At 56.0% G+C, this 24,348-nt stretch carries 21 protein-coding genes and 2 pseudogenes; 16 read left to right on the top strand and 7 right to left on the bottom strand.

The genetic code is table 11. The features are described 5' to 3' along the window. Positions 1-348 precede the first annotated feature (348 nt). On the top strand, positions 349-981 hold the full coding sequence (locus EKH81_RS18030; RefSeq protein ID WP_132061084.1) for a hypothetical protein: 633 nt from the start codon (positions 349-351) through the stop codon (positions 979-981). Here the strand turns inward: EKH81_RS18030 and EKH81_RS18035 are convergent. Beyond that, on the bottom strand, positions 923-1,366 hold the full coding sequence (locus EKH81_RS18035) for a pyridoxamine 5'-phosphate oxidase family protein (protein ID WP_132061081.1): 444 nt from the start codon (positions 1,364-1,366) through the stop codon (positions 923-925). The genes EKH81_RS18030 and EKH81_RS18035 overlap by 59 nt on opposite strands. Before the next feature lie 205 nt (positions 1,367-1,571). Between EKH81_RS18035 and EKH81_RS18040 the strand changes: the two are divergent. After that, positions 1,572-1,655 (top strand): annotated as a pseudogene (locus EKH81_RS18040) (IS6 family transposase); the annotation flags it as partial. A 546-nt stretch (positions 1,656-2,201) separates the two neighbouring features. Here the strand turns inward: EKH81_RS18040 and EKH81_RS18045 are convergent. Further along, positions 2,202-2,858, bottom strand: coding sequence for a helix-turn-helix domain-containing protein (locus EKH81_RS18045; RefSeq protein WP_132061078.1), 657 nt, complete (start codon positions 2,856-2,858; stop codon positions 2,202-2,204). 84 nt (positions 2,859-2,942) lie between these two features. On the opposite strand from EKH81_RS18045, the gene EKH81_RS18050 reads away from it, so the two are divergent. After that, positions 2,943-3,758, top strand: coding sequence for an SDR family oxidoreductase (locus tag EKH81_RS18050; protein ID WP_132061075.1), 816 nt, complete (start codon positions 2,943-2,945; stop codon positions 3,756-3,758). 3 nt (positions 3,759-3,761) lie between these two features. Here the strand turns inward: EKH81_RS18050 and EKH81_RS19660 are convergent, their stop codons facing one another. Then, positions 3,762-4,007 (bottom strand): hypothetical protein, encoded by a 246-nt coding sequence (locus tag EKH81_RS19660; protein ID WP_238392250.1) that lies wholly within the window; start codon positions 4,005-4,007, stop codon positions 3,762-3,764. 229 nt (positions 4,008-4,236) lie between these two features. On the opposite strand from EKH81_RS19660, the gene EKH81_RS18055 reads away from it, so the two are divergent. From EKH81_RS18055 to EKH81_RS18070, 4 genes are all read left to right on the top strand, one after another. Next, positions 4,237-4,995, top strand: a complete 759-nt coding sequence (locus tag EKH81_RS18055; protein WP_132061072.1) for a primase-like DNA-binding domain-containing protein — start codon at positions 4,237-4,239, stop codon at positions 4,993-4,995. A 346-nt stretch (positions 4,996-5,341) separates the two neighbouring features. Beyond that, the gene (locus EKH81_RS18060) at positions 5,342-6,586 is read left to right on the top strand and encodes a phage NrS-1 polymerase family protein (protein WP_132061069.1); all 1,245 of its coding nucleotides are present in this window, start codon (positions 5,342-5,344) and stop codon (positions 6,584-6,586) included. 353 nt (positions 6,587-6,939) lie between these two features. Next, positions 6,940-8,034 carry a GNAT family N-acetyltransferase gene (locus EKH81_RS18065; protein ID WP_132061066.1) on the top strand — a complete coding sequence of 365 codons (1,095 nt, stop codon included), beginning with the start codon at positions 6,940-6,942 and terminating at the stop codon, positions 8,032-8,034. A gap of 331 nt (positions 8,035-8,365) precedes the next feature. Then, entirely contained in the window at positions 8,366-9,289 is a 924-nt protein-coding gene (locus EKH81_RS18070; RefSeq protein ID WP_132061063.1) for a hypothetical protein, read from the top strand. A 322-nt stretch (positions 9,290-9,611) separates the two neighbouring features. On the opposite strand, the gene EKH81_RS18075 is transcribed toward EKH81_RS18070, so the two are convergent. Next, a complete protein-coding gene (locus EKH81_RS18075; RefSeq protein ID WP_162224674.1) occupies positions 9,612-11,138 on the bottom strand; it encodes a glycoside hydrolase family 99-like domain-containing protein in 1,527 nt (508 codons plus the stop codon). A 563-nt stretch (positions 11,139-11,701) separates the two neighbouring features. Between EKH81_RS18075 and EKH81_RS18080 the strand changes: the two genes are divergently transcribed. The 6 genes and pseudogenes from EKH81_RS18080 to EKH81_RS18105 all read left to right on the top strand — a co-directional run bounded on the left by EKH81_RS18080 (position 11,702) and on the right by EKH81_RS18105 (position 15,885). Further along, positions 11,702-12,253 (top strand): DUF7342 family protein, encoded by a 552-nt coding sequence (locus EKH81_RS18080; protein WP_132061056.1) that lies wholly within the window; start codon positions 11,702-11,704, stop codon positions 12,251-12,253. A gap of 77 nt (positions 12,254-12,330) precedes the next feature. Further along, a complete protein-coding gene (locus EKH81_RS18085; RefSeq protein ID WP_202935201.1) occupies positions 12,331-12,708 on the top strand; it encodes a hypothetical protein in 378 nt (125 codons plus the stop codon). A 31-nt stretch (positions 12,709-12,739) separates the two neighbouring features. Continuing rightward, positions 12,740-13,158, top strand: a pseudogene (locus tag EKH81_RS18090) (HVO_A0114 family putative DNA-binding protein). 87 nt (positions 13,159-13,245) lie between these two features. Continuing rightward, a complete protein-coding gene (locus EKH81_RS18095) occupies positions 13,246-13,506 on the top strand; it encodes an AbrB/MazE/SpoVT family DNA-binding domain-containing protein (RefSeq protein ID WP_132061053.1) in 261 nt (86 codons plus the stop codon). Beyond that, positions 13,506-13,943, top strand: a complete 438-nt coding sequence (locus tag EKH81_RS18100) for a type II toxin-antitoxin system VapC family toxin (RefSeq protein WP_132061049.1) — start codon at positions 13,506-13,508, stop codon at positions 13,941-13,943. Before EKH81_RS18095 ends, EKH81_RS18100 begins: the two co-directional genes overlap by 1 nt. Before the next feature lie 1,087 nt (positions 13,944-15,030). After that, positions 15,031-15,885, top strand: a complete 855-nt coding sequence (locus EKH81_RS18105; RefSeq protein WP_132061046.1) for a DNA-binding protein — start codon at positions 15,031-15,033, stop codon at positions 15,883-15,885. A gap of 211 nt (positions 15,886-16,096) precedes the next feature. On the opposite strand, the gene EKH81_RS18110 is transcribed toward EKH81_RS18105, so the two are convergent. Both EKH81_RS18110 and EKH81_RS18115 read right to left on the bottom strand, forming a co-directional pair. Then, positions 16,097-16,624 (bottom strand): HVO_A0114 family putative DNA-binding protein, encoded by a 528-nt coding sequence (locus EKH81_RS18110; protein WP_132061043.1) that lies wholly within the window; start codon positions 16,622-16,624, stop codon positions 16,097-16,099. A gap of 6 nt (positions 16,625-16,630) precedes the next feature. Continuing rightward, positions 16,631-16,930, bottom strand: a complete 300-nt coding sequence (locus EKH81_RS18115; RefSeq protein ID WP_132061039.1) for a toxin-antitoxin system TumE family protein — start codon at positions 16,928-16,930, stop codon at positions 16,631-16,633. A gap of 180 nt (positions 16,931-17,110) precedes the next feature. Here EKH81_RS18115 and EKH81_RS18120 point away from each other — a divergent pair, with 180 nt between their 5' ends. Next, the gene (locus tag EKH81_RS18120; RefSeq protein WP_132061036.1) at positions 17,111-17,731 is read left to right on the top strand and encodes a DUF6735 family protein; all 621 of its coding nucleotides are present in this window, start codon (positions 17,111-17,113) and stop codon (positions 17,729-17,731) included. A gap of 1,552 nt (positions 17,732-19,283) precedes the next feature. On the opposite strand, the gene EKH81_RS18125 is transcribed toward EKH81_RS18120, so the two are convergent. Continuing rightward, positions 19,284-19,568 carry a hypothetical protein gene (locus EKH81_RS18125; protein WP_132061030.1) on the bottom strand — a complete coding sequence of 95 codons (285 nt, stop codon included), beginning with the start codon at positions 19,566-19,568 and terminating at the stop codon, positions 19,284-19,286. 225 nt (positions 19,569-19,793) lie between these two features. Between EKH81_RS18125 and EKH81_RS18130 the strand changes: the two genes are divergently transcribed. Continuing rightward, on the top strand, positions 19,794-23,852 hold the full coding sequence (locus tag EKH81_RS18130; RefSeq protein WP_132061027.1) for a hypothetical protein: 4,059 nt from the start codon (positions 19,794-19,796) through the stop codon (positions 23,850-23,852). Further along, a complete protein-coding gene (locus EKH81_RS18135) occupies positions 23,845-24,348 on the top strand; it encodes a hypothetical protein (RefSeq protein WP_132061024.1) in 504 nt (167 codons plus the stop codon). Before EKH81_RS18130 ends, EKH81_RS18135 begins: the two co-directional genes overlap by 8 nt.

Here is a 24,348-nt window from a genome sequence, read left to right on the forward strand (position 1 = left end):
TATTGAAACTCTCAGAACGGGATCGATTTCGGTGGTCGTGCTGAATACAGGATGCGAACTTATTATTGGACCAGCTTGCAACCCGGATCGTGAACTCACTAACGGCGTTCAGTGGGATGAACCAATCAGCTGAAAGGTGGCCGCAGTCACTCACCGATAAATCACGAGAGTATTATCAGCCGACCGCTGACGTGACTGGCTTCGGCGGCTGAGAACACAGGTCTGTGATTAGCAGGGGATATTCCGATGACCGTTACTCCACCGAAGGAGACCTGCTCATCGAAGAGGAATCGATCTATACGCAAGATTCGGCCGCAGTCAATGAGTCGGCAGCCGACGTCGGACTGGATGATTCACCGCCAGGGTGGCAGCAGCTGCAGTGGGACCGATCCCATCGATAACCTCGAAAGCTCCCGATTGCTCGCGGTCGCTCAGCGGGATATCTGTGCCTCTCAGCACCAGTCAGCACAGATAGTCGCCCCCAGAGGCGAATACGAACAGTTCAAAACGGGAAATAGGACGCATGCCGAACAGGCGATCACTGGGAGCGTCGCCCACGGCATCGACTACGACGACTACCTTGCAGCATTGGCGCCCCGACCTGTCTGCGTCGGCGCGGCGGCCTCGGATCGGTACTTCCCAATTGAGGGGGTCTATGAGACTGTAAACCGCGTCAGAGACATCTATGCACTCTACGACGCCGAAGGTCGAGTTGACCTTGTCGTCGGCCAGACGACGAACTGTGCCGTCTACGAACTCCGAGACGGTGTGTTCGAGTTTCTGTGTGACCACCTCAGCGACGACACGTATGATACACAGGCTGACATCTCGGTTCTCGACGAGTCTGAAACCCGGTGTACGCCTGACGGGAGCGTCCACAGCGCGTACCCCAACGAACACGTAGATTATGTAATTAAGCAGTTCAGGAATCGAGAGATGCAGAGTTGCAACTTTCAAATATTCTCCCTGAGAATTCGGTAGGCTTCAATCGATAGAACGTCATTGAGAGCTCTTCGGGAGTTGTTTCAGGAAGGACATTGAGCGTAGGAATCTCTGCATTCTCTGCGATTGCTGCCGCTGCACGTGATTGGTCGGCCTTTGGGACTTGTTCAAGCCGTCCACGAACGACGACACTTTGTGCGGGATTCTCAGAAAAAATCGTAATGGTGGCGATCTCCGTTGTGTTAATAAATGCCATCTTCTGGCTCTCCTCGTCATACACAAACTGAAAATAGAGATATTCACCATCATACCCAAATGACTCGGGCACAGCGTACGTTTCTGCACCATCAGTCAACGATAACACGCCAGCGTTCGCCTCCTCAAGAAGTCTATCAATTTTGGACTTACTCATCTTGACAGTCATTACCTAAACAATATCAATCTGATTATTTACAACTGTCGCATCGGTCGGCTCCCTCCCGTGGCTCAAATCGTGGGCTTTCGCATGAAAATGGCTCTGTGGCACTGTCTAGTTGAGCCAGTTTAAGGAACGAGCAGGTCGTTGAGTGAATTGGACTAGAACGAACGCATACCTGCTCAACGAGAGCTACGACGCGGATTTAGAAGATGAACAGTTCATGCACTACTACAACCGCCAGAGACCGAATCAAGCTCTCGACGGAAAGACGCCGACCGAGAAGGTGCAGAACTAGACAGTGCCGATGGATTTCAGTTGGACCAGAATTCCACCGAATTCTGAGGTGTGTTCAAAAATGGCCGACTCATTTCGCTGGCGACTCTCCGGGCAACGCGGTCGCCTCCTAGAGGACCTCGTCGATGTAACGGACGAACAGACGAAATCTACTCCCCCCTCTCTGGAACGTGGGCGGCCGAACTCTGACCGCTGAACAGTCGAAATGTACTCCTTCCCCTTCGCAAAAGCGCCAGCATAACCCCGTTCTTCTCGTGCGGAACAGACGAAATGTACTCTCCACGTGAGAAAGCACTGGAAAACTGGGGTGTGGACGTGTGCGAAAACCGGTGTCTACCACAAGATGAAGGGGCTCACGACGTATCCCTTAGTCGCTGTTGAATCGAGCCTTCTGAGCGAGAAAGAGGTAGAACCGGATTGCGAACTGTCACGAAGATATTGCTATTCAACAGAGTATTTGAAGGAGAGGATTGAGAAACTACATATCAAATCTATAGGGGAGGTGTACTCACTCCGTGAGAACATCGTAGTTCGAAGACGACCGTCCTCAGACTACCTGTGCCCGGAGAACCCGCGATTCGGCTTTTCGCAGGTGTTCAGCAACGGTACTCGGCGCACACTCCAGTTCAACGGCAATGTCTTTTTGAGTAGTGGTTCGAGGAATGTCGTAGTAACCCAGTTCAACCGCCGTTTCGATAACTTCTCGCTGGCGGTCGGTGAGGGGGGTCTCGACAGCAGCCGTCGTACCAGCGAGACCGCCCACTGCGTCAACAGTCACATCAACCGGAACAGAGATACTGTCCATTGCATCCTGTAGCTCGTCTTCAGGACCGAATATCGAGAACACCACTGTCCCATCAGAATTGTATTCGATGGGGGGAACGATGACCAGTCCGCCGGAGGAGATCGGTTCGAACATTTCTTGGAGCGAGTCAGTCGTCGCGTCGCGAACGTACACATAACACGACCGCTCATCGATGCGTTCTATGTCATAGCCGACAACCACCGGAATCTCCTGCATCGTTCTCTCCAGTGCATCGGCGTCACCTACCACATAATGGAGGATACCGAGCGCGTCTCCGGTGTAATTCCATTGGAGTGCCGTCGCTCGCTCGATAAACGGTTCCTCGGTCATCACGCCGTACATCGGGTGGATATCTCCCGCCCGACCGTGGGCCGTAATTCGCACCCGGACGTGTTTCATAAACGGTGATACGGAATCTAGAACTTAAACCCGCCGAGCGTACTCGGCACTAACCACTCGGAGTGATAGAACAAATTATCTCCTATGATCCGAACGCTGGTAACCGGCGCAACAGGGACACTCGGGACGGCACTCTGCCAGCGACTCACCGCAACCGGACACGCTGTCCGGGCGGCAAGCCGTTCACCTCCCACAGAGACTGAACAGAACTTTGAGTGGGTAGAATTCGACTTGAGCGAGGGTACGGGCATCGACACAGCGCTCGAAAACATCGATATCGTCATCCACACGTCGACGGCCCCACAAGGCGATACAGCGGCGGTTGATGTACAGGGTACCAAACGACTTCTCGAAGGAGCCGAGAAGGCCAGCGTGGAGAATTTCATCTACCCCTCCATCGTCGGTATCGACGACATCCCATTCTCCTACTACAAACACAAGGTCACCGCCGAGACGGCAGTCGAGGAGAGCGATGTACCCGCGACTATCGTCCGGGCGACGCAGTTTCACTCGTTCGTCGCGGAAATGCTGGACTCCATAGCGAAACTCCCGGTGTGGCCTCTCCCAACAAAAATGCAGATTCAGCCCATCGATGTGGGCGAAGTCGCGGATAGTATTGTGGACCACGCGACGCTGACAGCGAGCGGTCGAGTCGGCCCGGTTGGTGGCCCTGAAATCCACTCAGTCGGCGAACTCGCACAAGCGTACCGCGAGTCGCGCAGTCTCCGACGTCCTATCATCAGGTTTCCTATCCCCAGCAAAACTGTGACGGCGTTTCGGAGTGGTAATGCGACCTGTCCTGATCACATGGTTGGGAGAGTCACTTGGGAAGAGTGGCTCACGAACCGCTATGCGAGTGGAGTAGACGAAACCAACTCTCGTGCGCAGTCGCCAATGTGACTGCTATTGGAGCGACACTACCGAATTCTCGCCACGAATCTGGATCCATTGATCATTGGGGTAAACGCGATTGTCGCTCATAATGAGTTCTGGCGGGACAACCTCGTAGTCAACGTACAATTCGTCCAATCCGATTGCTCTCGCCACTATACCGCGGTGGTGCCCGTCGTCCATCACATAGAAGCCGCCGCCGCGCCGCTGAAGCATCGGTGGAACCGTATTCTGTATCTCAAAGTCTCTGTTGAGCATGTACGCCAATATCTTCTTGATACGGTGCTTCTCCAGTCGGTTCGTCGGAAACGGCGTGGGCCGAACGTGTCGAGGGGATTCTCTCCCCGCCAGTTCGACACCTCAAGAGTGGTGAGACACACTTCTACACGCACGACTCTAACCTTACGTTCAACGGTGGTGCGACCGAAGACGGCGGAGTTACTGCCGTCCTATCGCAGGAGAGACAAACACAAACCGTACGGTTTGGGTGCGTGAGGATGATGCAATCATCCTCCGGGACGAGACTGGAACGGAGCATCTCCGGACGTCGTCGCTTGCGTCCGTAACTAAAGACCGAGTGCCAGCAATATACAGCTACGATCAGACTGCAAACGAGTATATTGTCCATGCTCATGGTGAGACGTACACCTACGAGTCGAAATCCGCATTTGAGGACGCCTGGGTTCCCATCAAAAAGCCGTTCGTCCCTGAGGATGAGCTTCCACACCCAACCTACGGGAGCGATGCGTACGGAATCGTGATTCTCCCGACAGACGGTGATCCGATGTTCTACAAAAACGGGACAACGAGTTCACTCCACGCGCTGCTCGACACATCGTTTACCGTTAGCTCTCCGGACTCACTTGAGAACCGAACCCAGTCCGGTCGGGGTCAAAAGACTACAGAACCGGAGACACCGGATGGACTCACTTCTGATGACCTTGAGGTTTCTGAGCTCCCCCTACAGGATGAGAATTGGAAGGAAGATCCGGACACCGCAATCGGACGCTTCGCGGCCGAATGGATTCGCGAGGACGAAGACGAATCAGTCACCTCTGCAGAGGTGTACACGGTCTACGAAACGTGGGCTGACACCCATGATGTAGACCCAGATTCAAAGAGTTGGTTCGGTCGTCGTCTCGGTAATCACGTGACCTTCGACCGAACAACTGAGCGGAAAGGTGGGTCACAAGTGCGGTGCTACGCTGGCATCGCACTTCACCAACTGGAGGAGGACGATGAATAGCGGATTCAGCCATTTTGGACTAGCTGAACGTCTCAAACAGCATTTTATGGTATGGCAGCAGCCCCAGATATCCGTCGGCCAGCAATCTCGGGAAAAACGCAAGACTGCGTCGTGTTACGGCAATAGGTGGATTGCCGTAACACGCAAACCAGCCTCTCGAAATGCTGTAAATGCTGTTCAAATGCATTTCACGGACTGTACGTTGGAATGGCGGATTCAGTTACAGCAAAAACCAACTACTATAGAATGGGGGTTCCCATTGGAACTCTCGGATTGAGTGGGGAGCGAGATGGTGGGGAGTTTCTGGTGGCTCGCTTGGGGCGAGAGCCATGCGAGGTGACTTCGAGTGAGTGTTGATGCGAGTATCCTGCCAGATGAGTTGTGCGAGCGCGAGCAGTGGGTGTGTTGGAAGGAGGAAGAACGGGATGGGAAGGCAACGAAGATTCCGGTAACACCGGGAAGTGGTGGGTTCGCGTCCTCGACGGATTCGGAGACATGGACCGAGTTGAAAACCGCACTTGAGTACGTTGAAGCGGGGAATGCTGACGGTGTAGGATTCGTCTTTACCGATGATGATCCGATTGTGGGTGTAGACCTCGACGACTGCCGGGACCCCGAAACCGAGGATTCCGACGAGGCGGCACGAGACATTATCGAGCGTCTCGACTCGTACACCGAGGTGTCTCCGTCCGGCACTGGGTATCATGTCCTGATCAAGGGCGACCTCCCCGAAGGAAGGAATCGACGGGGGAGTTTCGAGTTGTATGAGACGGTGCGGTTCTTTACTGTGACCGGCAACCATGTCGATGGAACACCAACCCGCGTCGCCCGGCGACAGGACGCGCTCGTGGCGATTCATCGTGAGTACGTCCAAGACACCGATGACAATTCAAATGCCGAACCTGACCACTGTGAGAGCGCTGATGAGCCGTCCGCGACGGACGGATCGGCCGATGTCGATGTGGACCTTGCGGACGAGGAGTTGCTTGAGAAGGCAGTGAATGCCGCGAACGGTGCAAAGTTTGAGCGCCTCTGGAACGGGAATACAGGCGGGTACGATAGTCAGTCAGAGGCCGATATGGCGCTCTGTAATCTGCTTGCGTTCTGGACTGGGGGCGACCAAGCGCGGATGGACGATTTATTCCGGCAGTCGGGATTGCTTCGTGAAAAATGGGACGAGGTCCACTACGCAGACGGGTCGACGTACGGGGAGAAGACGATTGAGCGAGCAGTTGGAAATACCTCGGCATTCTACGATCCAGAACCGAGGAAGGAATCGACTCGGGACTCCGCTTCGACTGCGGACTCGTCTGTCGATACTGACCGTGGTCAGGTGTATCTCGTCGAGAAAAATCGGCTGTTATCGGAGCGTGTTGAGGAGTTAGAGACACTTCTTGAGTGGAAGAACGAGCACATTAAAGTACTTGAAGCGGAAGTGGAACAGCTTACAGTCGAATTTGCGGAGCGTGATCAAGCGACAGATCAGACCCACGAGGAGCGTGTTGATGATGCGAACCTGGATAATGATGGGGCGCAACTGGGGTCTGTCTGGGGTCGGACGAAGCAGTTGTTCGGGAAAGGCTCCAAGTAATGGTTTTTGTGTGCCAAAGAGGTGAGGCGCATACTGTGGGAGAGTAGGGAAGTTGTGACAGTAGTTAGTAGCACGGTTTCATTATTCAGGATTGCCTGTGTAACCGTCGCTCAATCCGGAACGTGTATCTATCACTGCCACTGACGGTTTGACGAACAGTTGTCAGAAATAGCGTGCTGAATACAGGGCGCATATCGGTTACTGAACTATCGCGCTAACCCCCTACAGAGTATCGACGCTGGGAAGAATTCACCTTCCCCGTCGTCGTCTTCGTGAGTCCGACAGCCCCCTATGTAAGGCACTCACACGCGAACCGCCCTAATACTCAAGAGTGGTCAATATGATGTGCCAGTATGCAGATTCGGCGTGTTCGCAACGAAGAGGCGGCTCTACACCACTACGTTGAGAAGTGCTGGATACCCTACCACGAGGAGTTGAGTGAAACCGTCGCCTCGCATTCCCTGATCGACGACCTCGATATACAGGATGTAGTCGAGTTCCACCTCGACCTGCTCGATACACCATCGAACCGTTTGTGGGTTGCACTTGACGACGTTGACGACCCCACGAGGTCACTGTCGACGGTCGACGCCACGTTCGCCGGGTTCGTGCGGACGCGTCTCAGAGAATCTCCTAAGCACTTCGACTGGCCAGACAGACTCAACGTCAGTGATGTCTGGGTACACGAGTCCTATCGGGGGTCAGGACTCGCCGACGACCTCATTGCACGCGTGATGCAACAAGCGCGGGAGGACGGCTGTGCAGAGCTGACACTCGACGTCGCAATCGAGAACGAGCGAGCGATTGCCTACTACGAGAACCTCGGCTTCGAGGTTCAGGGCTTTCGGATGCACGTGCCTCTGCAGGACGTCACGCTGGAAGTCAGTGACAGTGAACCGATGACCGGTGCTCACTCGACTGTCCATCTCCGCCGGGTTCGGGTCGATGAAGACACCATGCATCGGTTCGTTGAGGAGTGCTGGTTCCCGTTCTGGCGAGATCTGGGTGACGCCGTCGGTGAGCAACATCTCGTTCCGGACATCGACCGGGACGCGCTGGTCGAGGAACACCTCGAAGGGTACGACGTGCCAGACAGGCGATGTTGGGTCGCTCTCGACGACGTTGAGGACGAGACAGTCCGCCTTGACGAGACTGACGCAGTCTTTGCCGGTTGGCTGAATGCCGGGGTCGAACCGGGTGACCGATTCCTTGACCCGCCGGAACGGCTATTCATCGGCAATCTGTATGTCGAATCCACTTACAGAGGGTCAGGACTTGCCGATCATCTCATCCTGCGGGCGATGCAATACGCACGTGAGGAAGGGTGTGGCGAACTCTCGCTCGGAGTGGAAGTTGGCAATGAGCGAGCAGTGGCGTACTACGAGAAACTTGGGTTCGAACCACATCGACAGCGGATGTCTGTCTCCCTTGATGCTGTCGGAGTGTAGCGTTTGCTAGCTCAGCGAACGGATACTAGGAGGCTGAATTTCGAGGTTTCGTCAGGGCCGAGAATCTTGCCGGGGGTGCTTCAGGCCTTGGTTCCAAATCGGACGAGTTCGTCACTACTGAATACACCCTCTGTATTCAGCACGCATCCTGAGACATCATATGTGGATAGTAGGAAGTCTCATGGTCAATTCGCACCACGCATCTACTACCACCTGTTTTCCAGTTACTACTCGTTTCAACATCGCCTACCCAATCTCTGTGAGCGAACCCTGTCCTGTGAGTTCCGCCACAGAATGACGTTTGTACTTCCCCTTCGTTCGATACAGCCAGATGAATGCGGAGGATTTTCTGACCCAACTCCACACGACGTGTGCTGAAGCCATTACGGAGTATCGGACTCAATTCCTGGACCATCCACCATTGTCCGAACGCCTCCGCTACGACAGTGACACTCCCTTCGCGAGTGAGGCGGATCTCCATCGGTGCTTTCAAGAATTCATTCAGATCTACGACGACCTTTTCGAGGTGGATTCAACGCCCTACCGAAACCAGTGGCGCGATCATCTCGTCTATGATGTGTCTCGGCGAGAGCATCTCAGGCTCATGGCCAGCGACCCACCGTCCTCACTCATGTTAGTCTGGATTGGGGGTCGCTACGCTGGGAGTACAGGCCACATCGGCGTCAGTACTGGCCGACTTCCCGTGCCGAGAGCATACTCACTACTTGCCTCCGAACTCCTCCACGCATACCAAGACTGCTTTGACTCCCCAACCGGGAACCACCCCTACCTCCAGGAAGGAATGGATCGTGCAGCTTCGGCTCAAGCACTCGCACAACTTCCTCACACCCTCGACGAAGATAATGCAGTGGCTCATGCTGCAAACAGGCAACGAGCAAAAGCGCTCCTCGCAGGGACGCTCGCGCATGGTACTCGCCACGGCGGGATTACACCAGCATCCGTCCGTGACCTTGGCGTCACCACCGACGAACTCTCAGCCCTCCAAGCAGCACTTCCATGGCGGGTACTTGGTAGGGTTCAGCCCCGGTATCGATGGGGAAGTGTTGCATTCCTCCCGAATTACGACCTCTTCGGCTCCCTCCTACTAGTCAGCGAGACTATGGGCGTCTCGGACACCTACAGCCGTGCATTCTGGGGTGACCACCCGTGGGACGAACTAATTGCGGATATTCAATCAATCAAACCCGGTTGGTTGTGGCGGTACTACCACCGGCCGAAAACGAACCGCCTCTGAACTCCTCTACGAAGGAAAATTGCTGGCAGTCGTCGAATTGGCGATTGTAGAATCGGCAGTGGTAGTGTCTGACGCCGAGGAGCTATCGCTACCATCTTGACAGCCTGCGAGAGCGACTATTCCGGAGACAGTCAGACCGTTAAGGAACTTCCTTCGATCCAGAATACGGTCCTCGCTCATCGATAAGTCACGTTATGACCACTGTCTACAGACAGGACGTATATATCTTAATAAAGATAGTGTGCGCACACTTCGGAGAGTGCTACGAATACTTTGAGATATCGCCCTGAACAGATAGGGACGGGATAGCTGGTAGGATCGTTTAGTCCGGTTGCTGGAATTGCTTGATGATCTCCAAGTACACCGTTCCGTAGTCCGTTCCTCTGAAGGAACCGGGTTCGATCTGGGTTCCCTCGGCCCAGTCGTTCCACGTGGCGACGTTGATCATATCGGTCGTGGCGTACTCCGCCGCCATCTGGAGGATCTCCTCGAAGCGGTCGGTGCTGCGCGGGATGTGTCGGTCGTCCCCCCATCGCGCATTCGCTCGGTCGTCGAAGCCCGGAAAGACGGTGGGGAAAAACTCCATGTCGTTGTTGGTCGTGAACTCGCGGGTGGCGCTGTACTGCGCTTCGAGATCAGTGATCACTTCCTCCCAGTCGTAGGTTTCACCGCCATCGTGGTCGCCGAGGTCCGGCCCGGTCCACGTGGAAATACCGTCCCACTGCGTCGCCATCGTTCGGAACTCGTCGTCTTCGTACCCCGTCGCTGCTGGGCCCATGTTCGCGACGAGGAACGGTTCGACCCCATCGACGGTGAGCCGTGACCGGATATCCTCGACGAACGCCTCGTAACTCCCCCACTCGTCCATCAGTTTCGCGCGTTCCTCCTCGACGTATACGAACGCGTGGACCCACCAGAAGTTGAAGACCGGACGACCGTCGTAGGTTGCGGCGTTATCGCGTTCGATGATGTTCTTTCGGAGAAATTCCATGTCCTCCGGGACGACGTCCTCCTTCCAACTCTGGTCCATCGTCTCCGCGAACGCGTTGTGTGTAACTTTGGCGTGGATATCGATCTGGTCGGTCAAGTCCGACTCGAGGACATTCTCGAGCGTCCGCCGCGCCGTTCCGCGGCCAGAATAGGTGTATATGAGTCGGTCGATCCCGTGACCGGTCATCTGGTCGATGTGCCGACTCACCGTCTCGCGGGGATACGGTTGGTCGTACTCCGAAGCCGGATCCGCAATATCGTCCGGGAGCACTTCTGCAAGGACTTCTCCGGTGAACGGCAGATAGTACGTCCCAATATCCATCTGCGTTTCGTCCATCGAGTCGTACTTCCGGACGTAGGTGTCGGCCTCGCCTTCCGTCGCGTTGCCGTTCCAGTCTTCGAGGAATGCTGTCACCGTATTCTGCTGGAACGTGGCGTCTTCTGGGGTGTCGATCACCCGATCCGTGCTGTATTCTTGCTGGCCCGAAACGCTTTCTTGGAACCGTGGCTCTTCTCCGAGAAGCGCCGCGACGTGTTCGAGACCGACGTCGTCCCGTCCCTCTAGGGAGAGAGCAATTTCTCCGACGTTCTTTGTCGGCTCGGCCGAGAAGCCAAGTAGCTCCGGCGCGGTTTCGTCCGGGACGAGAGTCGCGGTCGTCTCCTGGCCTGCCGTGTTCACGAGACGGAACCGAACGCGCCCCGGTCGGTCGGACAGCGATGCCTGCTGGAGGTCGGTGAACTCGCCGTCGAGCGTGACCGTCTCTCCCTCGACGTCGGTGCGCTCGGTTTTGTCGCCGTATGAGACGACTACGGCCTGGAGTTCCTGCTCGTCCTGGCCCTCTAGGTGGAACGTGAGCACCTGCCCGTCGTCCCGTGGAGTAGCCTGACGCGAAACGATTCGCGGAGGACGGTCGGAACTGTTGGTGGTCGTGGCGGTCGTCATTTCCGTGGTAGACTGCGAAGAATCGGTCTGTTGGGCATTACAGCCCGCGACAGCCGGGAGCAACGCGGTCGCCAGAACTCCACGCAGGTACTCCCGGCGCGTGGACGCGTCGTCTCGTCCATCCATCACGTCAGCGTCGAGAGGCACGCGTAAAGAAAGTGATGGTACGTGAACTCGAAGCAGAAGTTGAGCGGCTCACAGCCGAATTCACGGATCATGATCAAGCGACAGATCAGACCCACGAGGAGCAAGTCAGTAATGCGAGTGCGGATGATAAGGAGTCACAACCAGGGTCTGTTTGGGGTCGAACAAAGCGGTTATTCGGAAGCGACCCTGACGAGTAGTGATTTTTTGTGTGCCAGAAGAGTCAGGCGCACTCTGTCCGAGATCTTGAGAACGCGGTAAACTACTCACCACCGAGTGCCAAATAGTTCGTACTAGTACGAAACTATTAGTAAACCATGACGAAGACACTACTCATGAGTACGAAAGACCCACGCTGGCCCGAAAACACGGATGCAGCAGCACGTGTCCGCCACGTAGCACTAACGAGAACAGAACCACGGAATGCAGGCTGGATCGCTGAGGAAGCAGACGTCTCACGCGATACGGCCGTGAAGTACCTCGAACGGATGGCCGACCGCGGCGATCTGAAAGTTGTCGAGACAAACGAGGGGAGAAGCTACAAACCAGATAGCCTCACTCAGTTCCTCCGTGAGGTTCGTGAGCTTGCTGAAGAACACTCACTCGACGAACTCACACGAGAACTCAACGCGATCGGTGAGGAGATCGATGCGTGGAAGGACGCCTACGAAGTCGAGTCACTTGCAGAACTGCGCCAGAGCATTGGCCGTGAGGATTTGACTGGCGACGAGCGCCGTGAGCGCCTCGAAATTATCGAAGAGTGGGAGTACAACGTCGAGATGCGTGAGTCGATCCAACTGGCAATTCGTCTCAAGAGTTCGCTCACAACACTGGGCGCTGAGTCGCTTGGTGATGGGCTATCCACGAAACTTCCGCAGGAAGGTTAACGAGACGAATGGTGCTACTGCTTGCAGGTGGTCGGGGATTCACCCGGCGTGAAGGCCTTCGTTGCATCAAAGAACGAATGGAGAACGTCCCCGGGTTCAACAGCGTTCGCTACGACCCCTCGCGGCTTCGCCCACAAACCGTCGTTGCAGACGTCAATGTGGAGATATCCATTGGGGAGTCATTCCCCCGGACAGAAGCAAAAATAGAAGTGCTCTGGCGGCCGCGTGAGGGGACCGACGTTCAGCGCGTCCACTGGGCGGACGATGTCGTAAGTCTTGGCTGGCACAAAGACGATGACCATTCAGAGCTCGGGACAACACACTTTCAGCTTGAGGCTGGGGACGGATCAGTGCATGAACCGGGAGAGATTGAGGTTGAAGCCCCGCTCAGCTTCCTCGAAATCTGTCTTGATCGTCTCCCCGAACGACTACAAGAGACGATTAGGACTCAGTGAACAACGCAGATTTCCGTAGCCACACCGCACCATGACCACGCTTTACATCACCGTCGGCGACCGCACACACCTCCGTGAGGACACCCTCAAATTCATTCAGCATACCGAAGCCGAGGAATCAGAGGAAATCGATGAACATGCCGTCCTACAATTTGGAACCTACGATGATCTTGTCGACAGCCTTACTCCACTTCGCGTCGAACTTATTCAAGAGATTGCCAACAAACAGCCTGACAGTATGCGTGCGGCTGCCCGCCTCGTTGACCGTGATGTGTCCGATGTTCATTCAGATTTGAAGCACTTGGAAGTACTCGGGATTCTTGAACTCAAGGAGGGTGGTTCCGGTGGCGCAGTCCGGCCAGTTGTGCCCTTCAACAAGATTGAGATGCACATCGACTACCCCTCCTCGACGACGGTGACGCAGAGGGGACACCCGCGAGCGCAGACTAATTGTTCATCGTAGTGCAGAAGACTTCGCCATGATTTCTCATGAGAGCACACATGAGGCTTAAGAGAGTTGAGTACGAACAACCGCCTATGGCTACGAATGGCGAGCAAACAACTATCAACGACCACTATTCGGTCACTGTCCCGGCAGCGATTCGTGACCGACTCGATATCCAACCGGGAGACAAAATCGAGTGGGAAGTGACCGACGGAGGTGAGTTGACAATCGAAGTTGTGAAACAACGGTTCGGTGCGTTCGATGATTTCGAAGCAGTCGATATGGGAGAAACGGACGTCACAGCAGACCACAACATTGCAGGCATAGAGCAAGAATACGATGAGGGACAGTAATGGCTGTCGCAGCGGTTGATACGAATGTACTCGTCGCACGAGTGAGTGCACGAGATATTAACCATGATGCTGCTTGCGCAATCGTAGATGCTGCAGATCATGGGAAGTTACCCACGATGCGTGTGACAAATTATGTCCTGACTGAAACCCTGAATTACATCCACGAGCGCCAACACCATCATGTCGCAGTTACGTTCTACGAACGACTTACAGAAGCGGCAGGTTTCGAGTTAGTGCATTCAGCGAAAGCCGATTTCTCACAAGCGGTTGAGTTATTTGAACAGTACGAGGGTCTCTCGTTTGGCGACGCGACTATTGCGGCCTACATGATGCGAGAAGAGATTGAGTATCTGTATAGCTTCGATACGGACTTCGAGGCAATTGATGATCTCACTCGATTAGACACCGCGACGAACCCATTCAAACCCGGTGAGTGAAGCCGGTAGTACAGTCATCCCGTCTCTGACATTTGACTCGTCTTACGGAAAACCAAGGAGAAGGCCCTGGACTCCGGGCAAGTATCGCCGACCTCAACGATTCTGAGGAGTTCGAGCAACGAACGTGTCTGCGTTTCCATAATCGGTAGGTATTCTCCGCGATGATAAACTACCGGATCTATTGAAACTCTCAACACGGGATCGGTTTCGGTGGTCGTGCTGAATACAGGACGCGAACTTATTGTTGGACCAGTTTGCAACCCGGATCGTGAACTCACTAACGGCGTTCAGCGGGATGAACCAATCAACTGAAAGTCGGTCATGGCCACTCACCGACAAATCACGAGAGCATCATCAGCCGACCGCTGACGTGACTGGCTTCGGCGGCTGAGAACACAGGTCTGTGATTAGCAGGGGATATTCCGGTGACCGTTACTCCACCGAAGGAGACCTGCTCATGGAAGAAGAATCGATCTATACGCAAGATTCGACGGCGGTCAATGAGTCGGCAGTCGACGTCGGACTGGATGATTCACCGCCACGGTGCGGGCCGCTGCAGTGGGACTGATCCCATCGATAACCTCGAAAGCCCCCGATTGCTCGCGGTCGCGCAGCGGGATATCTGTGCCTCTCAGCACCAGTCAGCACAGATAGTCGCCCGCAGAGGCGACCATGTGAACGCGAGCAATCGGCCCCTTTCAATCCCACCCCGTGGACAATTCGACCGCTCTTGAGCCCGTTTTGTTCGGTGTGTACGCGTTGTCCGCCCGCTCGCCGTCCCATATGTCCGGACACTCGCTCGCGCTCTCCGGACGCCAGCGGGTTAGTCAGTCGGTTCCTGCAACCGCGCAGGAACACGCCAGACTAACTCCGCTGGCCGCGTCAGTCCGGCCGGGACGGCGCGCGCCCTTGTTTGGGCGTTCGATGTACTGCTCTCGCTCGCGCCCAGACCGCACTGAAGGCGCGAGCGAGAGCGTAGCAGCTGAACTGTAGGAACGTGTTGAGTTGTGACTCATGTAGTGGTGAGTCTCGAAGAAGACGCGGTAGTGGGCGCGCCTTCGGCGGTAGCACGGTGAATGTGATACCAATGAGTACTACGAACGAGATCGGTAATGAGCTTTCGGTTGCACAGAGCCAAGAACAAGATGACGAGCGAGTCGAAGTCGTCGAAGAGACGGCGGAACTGCGGCCGACGGTCGAGCTAGAGATACAGGCGAAGGTGGACTTGAACCACCCCGAGGGGGTTGGACGTGGATTGACCCTTGAAGCAGAAGAGCGACTGCTAGCACGCGAGTGGGAGATCGCGCGGACGCGCCACCGAATCGACAAGGGACAGGACTCAGATCGGGAGGCACGAACGAGGAAAGTAGCCGAAAGAGGAAGCCAGAAGCGACGTACGGAGTTTCAGAAACGAGCGGCAAGCGTGGACCCGTGGGTGGACCCGGAGCGAGACGATCCTCGGACGGAACTGTCACAAGACGAATTGGCGATAGTGAACAAGCAGGCAGCGCGATTAGACGAGAAACTTCCGGGGTGGACGCGGGCAGCGATCAGTCGGCGGTTGGCCAAGCGAATTGTCGATGGCGCAGATGTGATGAGTGCGGTCGTTGGGACGTTCGAAGAACTCCAAGCAGCACCTGGACACGTGATTCCAATCGCGGCTGTCTGGGAGGTAGCGCGACGAGAGGTCGATATTCGCGGCACAGTCACCCAACTGTGGGAGCCAAGCCATCACCGAATTTCCCAAGTTGGATTACTCGAAGACGAGACGGGGAGAGTCAAATTCACGGCGTGGCGCAAAAGCGGCGTGCCCATAGTCAGGGAAGGCGAGCAAGTAGAGTTCCGGAGTGTGGCCAAAAACTGGTACGAGGGCCGATGCTCGGTTGCACTCACCGGGTGGAGTACGATCTATTTCCCCGAGCGCGGTCAGTACTGGGAGTAATCAAACGCCACTCCCTTCTTTTTTATTGTTACCAGCCACCCAACACCCACCTCCCCACCCACCGCTCCGTGCTCGCTCCATTCGGAGCTGCGCGCGCAGCCACAACCGTGCTATCAATAATGTTATAGAATAGGGTCAGGTCGCTCCTCAAGCGAGCCAGCTTGGCCCCGAGGCGGTTTACCGGCGAACAATTCTAAACTGCCGATCACTCTTAGGCGGGTGCCGCATCATCAACCGAGTGCGGCGTCGTAATCTCAAGGCTGACTTCGATGGTGTCGTAGGGGACAAACGGACGCTTTGCGCGACCAGCCTGCTCAAAGTGGACGATATCGTACTCGGCGAGAACCCCCAAATCAGTGTGAACGGTCTTGACATCACGGTCGAGGCGCTCTGCCAGTTGGCGGATACTATCCGGCTGTTCGGCCATGATACTCCGAAGGAGTTCAACACGCCTGTCAGTAAGCAGTGCCCGGAGGTCGCTCGGGTTCTGGAAATTAATGACGTGTGGAACGTCCTCGCCAGCCTCCCAGCGCTCAAGGCGGTCAAGTGCCCCGTTGCGATGTGACTCCTCGGAATCGGAGGTGATTCGCAGTACTGAGGGATACGCTTCGGGGTCGCGATCCTCCAAGAACCCCGCCTCCGCTTCGAGATCGTCCATCACAATCTCCTCATCCGCAGAGGCGGTACTGTTCACGTCGGTGGTGTCGTCGGGTGCGTTGGTGTTTGGTTTATCGGGCATACGTGGTTACCTCGTTCGGTAGTCGTCTATTTTCTCATAGAACGCCTGAACGTGGGCTTTCAAGCTGCTGTATTCAATGTCGTCATAGACGCCCTCAGGCGTGTGGTAGTGGTGGCGGTCAACGTCGGGATGGTCCGGGAAGTTATCGAACCGAAGGAGGGTTCGTCCATTCTCGGCCATGTACTGGAATCGGTACTTCACTCCGTCAGGGTACTCGTCGCTTTCTGGGATCGCAGTCGCAATCATTTCGTACCGGGTACCGTCGTCGAACGTGTCTGAATCTTCGTAAATGACTGTCGAACCCATCTCTACTACGTATGTTGGTGTAGAATGCCAACATACAAGAACCTTCCGTTGGCGTGAGACACCAACAGTATGCGAATCCCCTTTCGAAATAGCAGACTGAGAGCCGGTATAACGAGAATCCGCCTCTTTTTTTGCGCCCGGCAGGGGTGCGGGCGCACCATGTTGTGCCTGCGAGATACAATGGGACATCGAGCACTCATCGCATACGAACGGCCGGACCGCCTGTACAACCTGCATTACTCGCACTGGGGCGCGCTCAATTTGAGACTTAGACAGAAGATCACTGAGAGAACGCCCTTCGGTGACGAAATAGAATCAGAGTGGAGTCAACATTACTACCGAGAACTGCTGGGGGCTCAGAGTACCCCCGAGGAAATAGAGACGGGAATCGTCGAAGACCGCCCACACTGCGATGTCGACCCTGCTCCGGTTGCACTTCGAGTAACGATTGACGACATCCTCTCGACGTATCTCGACTTCCTTCATCATGAGGCGTTGTACGTCGTTTCACGGGAGTTCGAGGTGTATCGAACCCTCTGGTTTGGCTTACAGTACGACTGCGAGACTGTAAAGGGCGCGTCGACCGTTGGAAATGGTGCACTCTGCACGAGACGGTGGTTCAGGGGCGAGCCAGTCTCGGATGGATTCATCCGTGGACAATTTGAGGGGCTGAAAGACGTTGTCGGAGATCTAATTGACGACGGCGTGTACACCCCAGAAGAAGCAACAGAGTACATGGTCGAGAAACTCAGCGAGTGGAGTGGCGACGAGTTAGAATATCTCGTTCGACTACTCTCGTAGTACCTACTCGCGTTTGGTGGTCTATGTACGCCTGCAGGGGTGCAGGCGCACCTGCGTCTGTGAGGTACTACCTGTGACTCCTCAAGCATTATTCCAACCGAGTCGAATCGATGCGATCGAAACAACCCGTGGGTACTGGCTCTGTATCCAGACAAAAGTGGACGTACCCCGGTGTGTCCTCATTCGGATAGGCAGAGACGACGCGGAGACACTCAAAGATCAAGACATCATCGTTCATTCGACACGAATGTACGTGGGAGAAATCGGTCGGTCAATGAGATATCCTCGGCGATGACTATCCCTCATCTCGTTTGATTACTCATTAGGACGCACCGCGAACCAGTGGCGATCTACGAATGTCGTACCTGTGGGACGACAGTGGCTTCAAGTACGGATGCATGTCCGTACTGTGGGCCAGCAGATATCGTTGAATACGAACTCTCGTAGGAGAGCAAGAATAGCTAGCACCAAACCTCGCTCTGTCGGTGGGCTAGACTTCGTCTGATTGGATGTGCATCTTCTCGTGACCTTACCTCGTTCGCTTCGCTCACTCGGCAACCGCGCTCGCTCACTGCGTTCGCTCGCGCGGTTATCAAATTCGGTGAATCGCCAAAATCCACCGACGAGATAGTGATATCAGCCCGTATCATATCCAATTCAGTGCGAGTTCCGATATATTTTCTACCTCAAATTATCGTTTTTGATACTACAAGACAGATATTTAGTATGTCTATTTGTTGACCACGATATGCACCGTCGGACACGTCGCATCCTCGCCGTCGTCCTCTCCATCCTCGTCGTCACCGCCACGCTCACCCCCGCGACTGCAGCTTTTGAACCCACACATCAAAATGACTCTCCAAGTGTCCTCCCCGAAATCGACATCCCCTTCTTCGGAGATACTTCCGAAAAGAATGGGTCTAACGGAAACGGGAATGGAAACGGCAACGCTCCGACCCAGACACCATCGACGACGGCCGTCGCAAACGATGCCACGACCACCGTCTCAACTCCCGGTGGCCCCGGCAATGACAATGGAAACGGTGGGAACGGTTCGCCCGGGGCTCCGGGTGAAGGGCCGCCCGGAAATGAGAGCGAAAATACCTCCGACTCTCCGGGTGGCGGCCCTCCCGAGAATCGCAGTGGTGGCCCACCAGACAACCCCGGTGGAGGGCCGCCAGATAACCCTGGGAACGGCCCACCGGAGAATCCGGGCGGCGGACCACCGGATGACCGAGGTGGCGGTCCACCAGATAATCCGGGTGGGGGTCCGCCGTCGTGGGCCGGGCCGCCGAGTTCGGACGACGAGCGCGGGCCACCCGACTGGGTGCAGAGTTCCGAGACACCGCCCGGCCTCGACAAAAACCGCTCAGACCTCGGCACCAACAACAGCGCGTTCGAGAACGCGACCATCAACGTCACCGTCGCAGACAACGCCTCGGCCGCCGACTACCGTCTCGCGGCTATCGATGCGCTCCAAACAGCTGAGTTCGACGGCCCGGGCAACTCGGCCGCGAGCCACCGGACGGAGGCGCTCGAAGCCCTCGACGATTCACTCGACTACGTCCTCGACGCGAATCGAACCAACTCGACGCGCTTGTTCGACCTCGACAAACAGGCGAGTACACCCCCGAAATTCGCGCCGAACGTAACGCGACTGCTCGTGGCATCCGACGAACGCCTCACCCGGAGTGCCATCGCGGACGCCGAACGCGTGAATACGACTCTGCACGCTCGAAACATTTCGTTCGACACCGAAGCAGTCCGTGAGAATATCACCGACGCAAAGGACGCCCGCGACCGCGCCGAGCGCTTCCGCGACCGCGGTCAGTACCATACCGCCATCACCCACTACAAGGTGGCGTGGACGCACGCTCAGCGCGCACTCGACGTGATGGACCTCGCCACGCGCCCGAACGTGACCATCAGTACGCGCGAGGATATGCCTCGCGAGGAGAATGCGACGTATCGAGTCGCTGGTCGGGTCTTCGACGTGCGCGGGCACGAACTCGACCCCCTCCGAGTGTCGCTCAACGGCGCGAATCGCTCCGTCTCGCTCGACGTGAACACCACACCCGGCACGGTCGGCACGTTCGAAACAAATCTCACACTGACTGAGCAGGTCGCCGACATCGACGTGGTGGCGACCGACCCGAACCGACGCTGGGCGTCCGAGGACAGTGGGGACGCAAACGCGACGAGTAGCGTCAGCCACCTCAAATTAGACGGCGACGGCCTACCCGACTGGTACGAACTGAACGTTACGGGTACCGACCCGCTCGACCCCGACAGCAACGCGACCCAGACCTCTCAAAACGAATCGGGGAATAACGCGACCGACGGAGCCGAGGACTTCGACAGTGACGGCGAAACCGCCTACGAGGCGTATCGGTTCGGCACCGACCCGCTCGATAATGATACCGACGGCGACGGCCTCCGCGATGGTTTCGAACTCGATACGCGAGGTATTGACCCGCTCGAAACTGATACTGACAACGACAGCGTGGCTGACCCCGCTGAAGACCCCGACAACGACACACTTTCGAACGAGCGCGAGCAGGCCGCGGGAACGAATCCGATTCGAGCCGATACCGATGGTGACGGTCTGAATGATTCGGCGGAGTTGGCGAACGGCACCGACCCGCTCGTTCGCGACACCGATGCCGATGGGTTGAACGACAGCGAGGAACTCGTTCTCGGGACCGACCCCACGGATAACGACACCGACGGCGATGGTGTGCTCGACGGTAACGAGACGTTCTCGACCGAGACAGAAAACGAGTCGGTCGGAGCAGGCGTCGAGATTTCGGGGGAGGGGAATATTGCGGAGACGGTCTCTATTGAAAACGAATCGAACGAGCAGATTCAGACTGAAACAGTGTCGAACGCGTCGGCCTCGGAGGTCCTGAACTTCGAGGCTGACGCGGAGTTCGAGGAGGCAAACCTCTCGATTGAGTACGACGAGACGACGGTGAGCAACGAGAAAGACGTGGCAGTCTACACGTACAACGAGTCCCAGCAGACGTACGTCAAACTCCCCTCGGAAGTGGATGCAGCGAATAATACGGTGACAGGGACGACACCGCACTTTTCGACGTTTGTGGCAATGAACGCCTCGGCGTGGGAGAAGTACATGGACTCGCCCGCGAAGCCCGACCCGAACTACGTGCTCGAAGAGTCGTTCGGGAATCTGAGCGGGTGGAACTGTACGGGCGACTGTGAAACGAGTGACGGAAGTGCGATTGTCGGTGTTGACGCACCCGAGACAGCGAGCGCACTGAAAAGCGGCGACTCAGCCCAGGACGATGGAGCGGGTATCGAGTGTATTCCGACGCCCGACGGCGACTGTGTCCAGCCGCCAGACGATGGAGACGACGACGGAACCGGGGGCGATGATGATGAGAGCGACGACGATGGTGGCGGAACCGGTGACGACGACCTGTGCATCTACATCGAGAGGTGTCCGGGCCACGGTGACGACGGCGGTGATGATGACCCGGAGGAGACAACGACCACACCGGAAGATGACGACCCCCAGAACGGTGGTGGCGGGTCGCCTGACCCCCCGACACAACTCGGGTCGGCCGAACTTGACCGTTCAATTTCGATTCCGGCCGACGCCGTCGAAGTCGATGTCACCGGATTGGTGTCAGCGTTCGCTGAAGAAAGCAACGCGAGCGCCGAGGTCGCAGTGTCGGTCGGAAGCGAGACGCGGACGATAGTCGACCTCGATGGAGAGAACGGCGAGCGTGTGCATGAGGGTGCGTACATCGACGAGACATTCGAGCCGCCGTCGGGCGAACAGGTAACCATCTGGGTGCGCACGGAGAATCTTTCGGGTGCGAGCGTTAGTTACGTCGATGTCGAACTCAAGCGTGACAGCGACGGTGACGGCCTGACGAATCGCTTGGAGGAACACGGTATCAAGACGGGTACGGGTCGGGTGTACACTGACCCGTACGATTCGGATACCGACGGCGACGGGCTCTCAGATGGTGAGGAGGTCGCTGGCTACATCTCGGGATACGTGGATAATGGGTACTTCGAACTCGAAAGTGACCCGACGAAAGTCGATTCAGATAGTGATGGACTGGATGACTACGAGGAAACGTACGGTACCCAGACTGTCCGATACACCGATTCGCCCCAAAGTTCGAAGCAGTTCCTGAACGCACTCTACGGCGAGACAGATCCGGGCACCTATCTCGACACGCAAAGCGTGCAGACAGACCCCTACGATGCCGACACCGACGGCGACGGAATTCCCGATGGCAAAGAAGTCGAGTTCGGGACGAACCCCGCTGCTACGGATACGGATGGCGATGGTATCGCGGATAGTGAGGAACTCGCAGAAGGCACTGACCCGACAATTCACGATTACAAGGGACCGGAGATCGATGTCTTCCGTGCGAACTTCGGGACCGATGGTGGAGAGACGACGTATTCGCTCGGATACTCGGCCGATGACCCGAGCGGGCTCGATACGACGGCGGTGGTGAAAGGCGACGAGGTACGGTTTAGCGAGCAGTTCGACGACGCCCCCGAAGCCTACAGCGCTAGCACGCAGTTCCAGACGGGCGTGCTCGAATCGACGTTCGATGGGGTGTTCGGCACGACCGTGACGGTTCGCGCGAGCGACCGCCATGCCAACACGCACCAGCGCGTTGGAATGGAGCGGTCGAACTTCTACGGCACACTCGCAGGCGAGTTGGGGTCGATGGCCGATGAGGACACCGCAGGCAATCTCGGCCTGCTGTCGGGATTCACCGCGGGCATGGGCGGGACCGCCCGCACGATTGAGGCGATTGCTGACGACCCGTTCGGGGTCTTAGGCGCACTCGGGCAGCTGGTCGAGGTGATGACCGACCTCGGTCTGCTCTCGAAGTTGCTGGCGGCGATGCCCCAACAGATGGTCGAGGACGTGAAAGAAAAGCAGGATCGGAACAATCCGTACGACCCCGCCACGGAGACGAGCCACTATCAGACGTTCGAGACGGGCTACTACCTCGGATATGGGGTTTACTTCCTCGCGTCGATGGTGGTGGGCGACCAGGCCACGAAGTCGATTAAGAGTTCGACTCAGTTCCAGAAAGTGGTCGAGAGACTCGACAGCAATGGCCGAGTGACGCAGGCGAATCGGTATCTCGACACGGCGAAAGGCCGGACGACCGAGCCCGTCAAGAAAGGCGGATACAGGCTGGGTGCGCGTGCGGCGAAAGGGAGTCTCCACTTAGGGAAAGCGAGTGGGCGGCAAGTACTGTCGGGGGTGAAGACGGCAGGCCAGCAGTATCGCGTCTATCAAAAGCTCTCAGACGCGAATGGAGTCGCACTGTCCAAGATCGACGGATTCACTGAGCGAACCCAGCGGAAGCTCGGTCGGGGAATCGCACGAGGAGAGAGTCCGAAAAGGGTCGCCGACGGTGGGCAAAATTATGTGGATCTACTCGATGAGCTTGATGACGTTGACCCTAAGACAGCTAGACGGCTGAATAAAATCGAACGGGACGGCAGGGACGTTGCGCCTCTCGTTCGGGCGTACAAGCGCGACGACATCGGTGGGAACGACCTTCGGCGGGCGTCGAAGTTGATGGATGATAGTAACGAGGAGTATTTGGGTGACTCTGATTTGAGTGCCCAGCAACTCCTCGAAATCGAGGAGAGAAGTGGCGATCTGAGTACAACAGAACTTGTTGTTGAAGATATAGATGGGAACGTTCGGTGGATGGAGTTGGGTGACCACGACGGCGGTTGGATCCACATCACCAGTCGTCACGTGCTCGGTAGTACGGATCTTCAAACGACAGGGAAAACTTCCTTCTTCCCTCTCGGACAAACTGTCCAAGGGCGAAAATTACCGGATACTATATCCGAGACTGAATTAAAAAGGATTATCGTCAAAGCAGTGAAGGACCCCGATCAGGAATCAAAATATAATGACAAGTACTACTTCGAGCCGACTAACAACGGATACCCGTATTCTGGGATTGGGAAAATGCGGGTGCTAGTTAATAATGATGGCTCAGTTGAAACCGCTATTCCTCTGGAAGGCGACGCAGTTAGGAAGTGGCGTCCCGATCTCTTAGAGGGAAGAGGTGGCTGGGAGGATATCCATGATGACTGATATCACAATCGAAATTGATTACGGAGAAGGGTTCGAACGGCAAATCAAGAGTGGAACTGCCGATCCGATTGTCGTGATGAGTGTCTATATAGGCGGCAAAGAAGTCAAAAAAGCAGATAGTTTTATGTCTCGAACAATCGCGGAGTTGCTGGAAGCAGTTGATAGTATCTTTGCTGGTGAAAAACAGATCATTGAGTACACCGGTGGACCGACCTATCTCGTTTTTGAGCCACGAGATGAGGAAACCATATTTGTAACTGGCTGTGGAGGTTACGAAGCGGCCCATAATCCCGAGGAACGACTCTCAATAGACACGACTGCTATTTGCGATAAGCGGGCGTGGGTCACTGAACTCGTTCGGGAAGCCGAGGAATATCGGGAGAAAATATTGAATCTAAACCCTGAACTTGAAGATGATATGTTTCTCCAGCGAATTCAAGCTAGTATCGCGAACGCCAACCGTTACCTTGATGAATCAGAAAATAAACCAAAATAA

Source organism: Halorussus amylolyticus (genome assembly GCF_004143485.2).
GTDB classification, from domain to species: Archaea; Halobacteriota; Halobacteria; order Halobacteriales; family Haladaptataceae; genus Halorussus; species Halorussus amylolyticus.

Coding starts and splice junctions, on each gene's coding strand:
- EKH81_RS19660 (WP_238392250.1), bottom strand. CDS start 4,007: ATGCTCAACAGAGACTTTGAGATACAGAATACGGTTCCACCGATGCTT.
- EKH81_RS18120 (WP_132061036.1), top strand. CDS start 17,111: ATGGGACATCGAGCACTCATCGCATACGAACGGCCGGACCGCCTGTAC.
- EKH81_RS18125 (WP_132061030.1), bottom strand. CDS start 19,568: ATGGTACTGACCGCGGTCGCGGAAGCGCTCGGCGCGGTCGCGGGCGTC.
- EKH81_RS18105 (WP_132061046.1), top strand. CDS start 15,031: ATGAGTACTACGAACGAGATCGGTAATGAGCTTTCGGTTGCACAGAGC.
- EKH81_RS18035 (WP_132061081.1), bottom strand. CDS start 1,366: ATGACTGTCAAGATGAGTAAGTCCAAAATTGATAGACTTCTTGAGGAG.
- EKH81_RS18095 (WP_132061053.1), top strand. CDS start 13,246: ATGGCTACGAATGGCGAGCAAACAACTATCAACGACCACTATTCGGTC.
- EKH81_RS18045 (WP_132061078.1), bottom strand. CDS start 2,858: ATGAAACACGTCCGGGTGCGAATTACGGCCCACGGTCGGGCGGGAGAT.
- EKH81_RS18135 (WP_132061024.1), top strand. CDS start 23,845: ATGACTGATATCACAATCGAAATTGATTACGGAGAAGGGTTCGAACGG.
- EKH81_RS18080 (WP_132061056.1), top strand. CDS start 11,702: ATGAGTACGAAAGACCCACGCTGGCCCGAAAACACGGATGCAGCAGCA.
- EKH81_RS18110 (WP_132061043.1), bottom strand. CDS start 16,624: ATGCCCGATAAACCAAACACCAACGCACCCGACGACACCACCGACGTG.
- EKH81_RS18050 (WP_132061075.1), top strand. CDS start 2,943: ATGATCCGAACGCTGGTAACCGGCGCAACAGGGACACTCGGGACGGCA.
- EKH81_RS18030 (WP_132061084.1), top strand. CDS start 349: ATGATTCACCGCCAGGGTGGCAGCAGCTGCAGTGGGACCGATCCCATC.
- EKH81_RS18070 (WP_132061063.1), top strand. CDS start 8,366: ATGAATGCGGAGGATTTTCTGACCCAACTCCACACGACGTGTGCTGAA.
- EKH81_RS18100 (WP_132061049.1), top strand. CDS start 13,506: ATGGCTGTCGCAGCGGTTGATACGAATGTACTCGTCGCACGAGTGAGT.
- EKH81_RS18085 (WP_202935201.1), top strand. CDS start 12,331: ATGGAGAACGTCCCCGGGTTCAACAGCGTTCGCTACGACCCCTCGCGG.
- EKH81_RS18065 (WP_132061066.1), top strand. CDS start 6,940: ATGCAGATTCGGCGTGTTCGCAACGAAGAGGCGGCTCTACACCACTAC.
- EKH81_RS18115 (WP_132061039.1), bottom strand. CDS start 16,930: ATGGGTTCGACAGTCATTTACGAAGATTCAGACACGTTCGACGACGGT.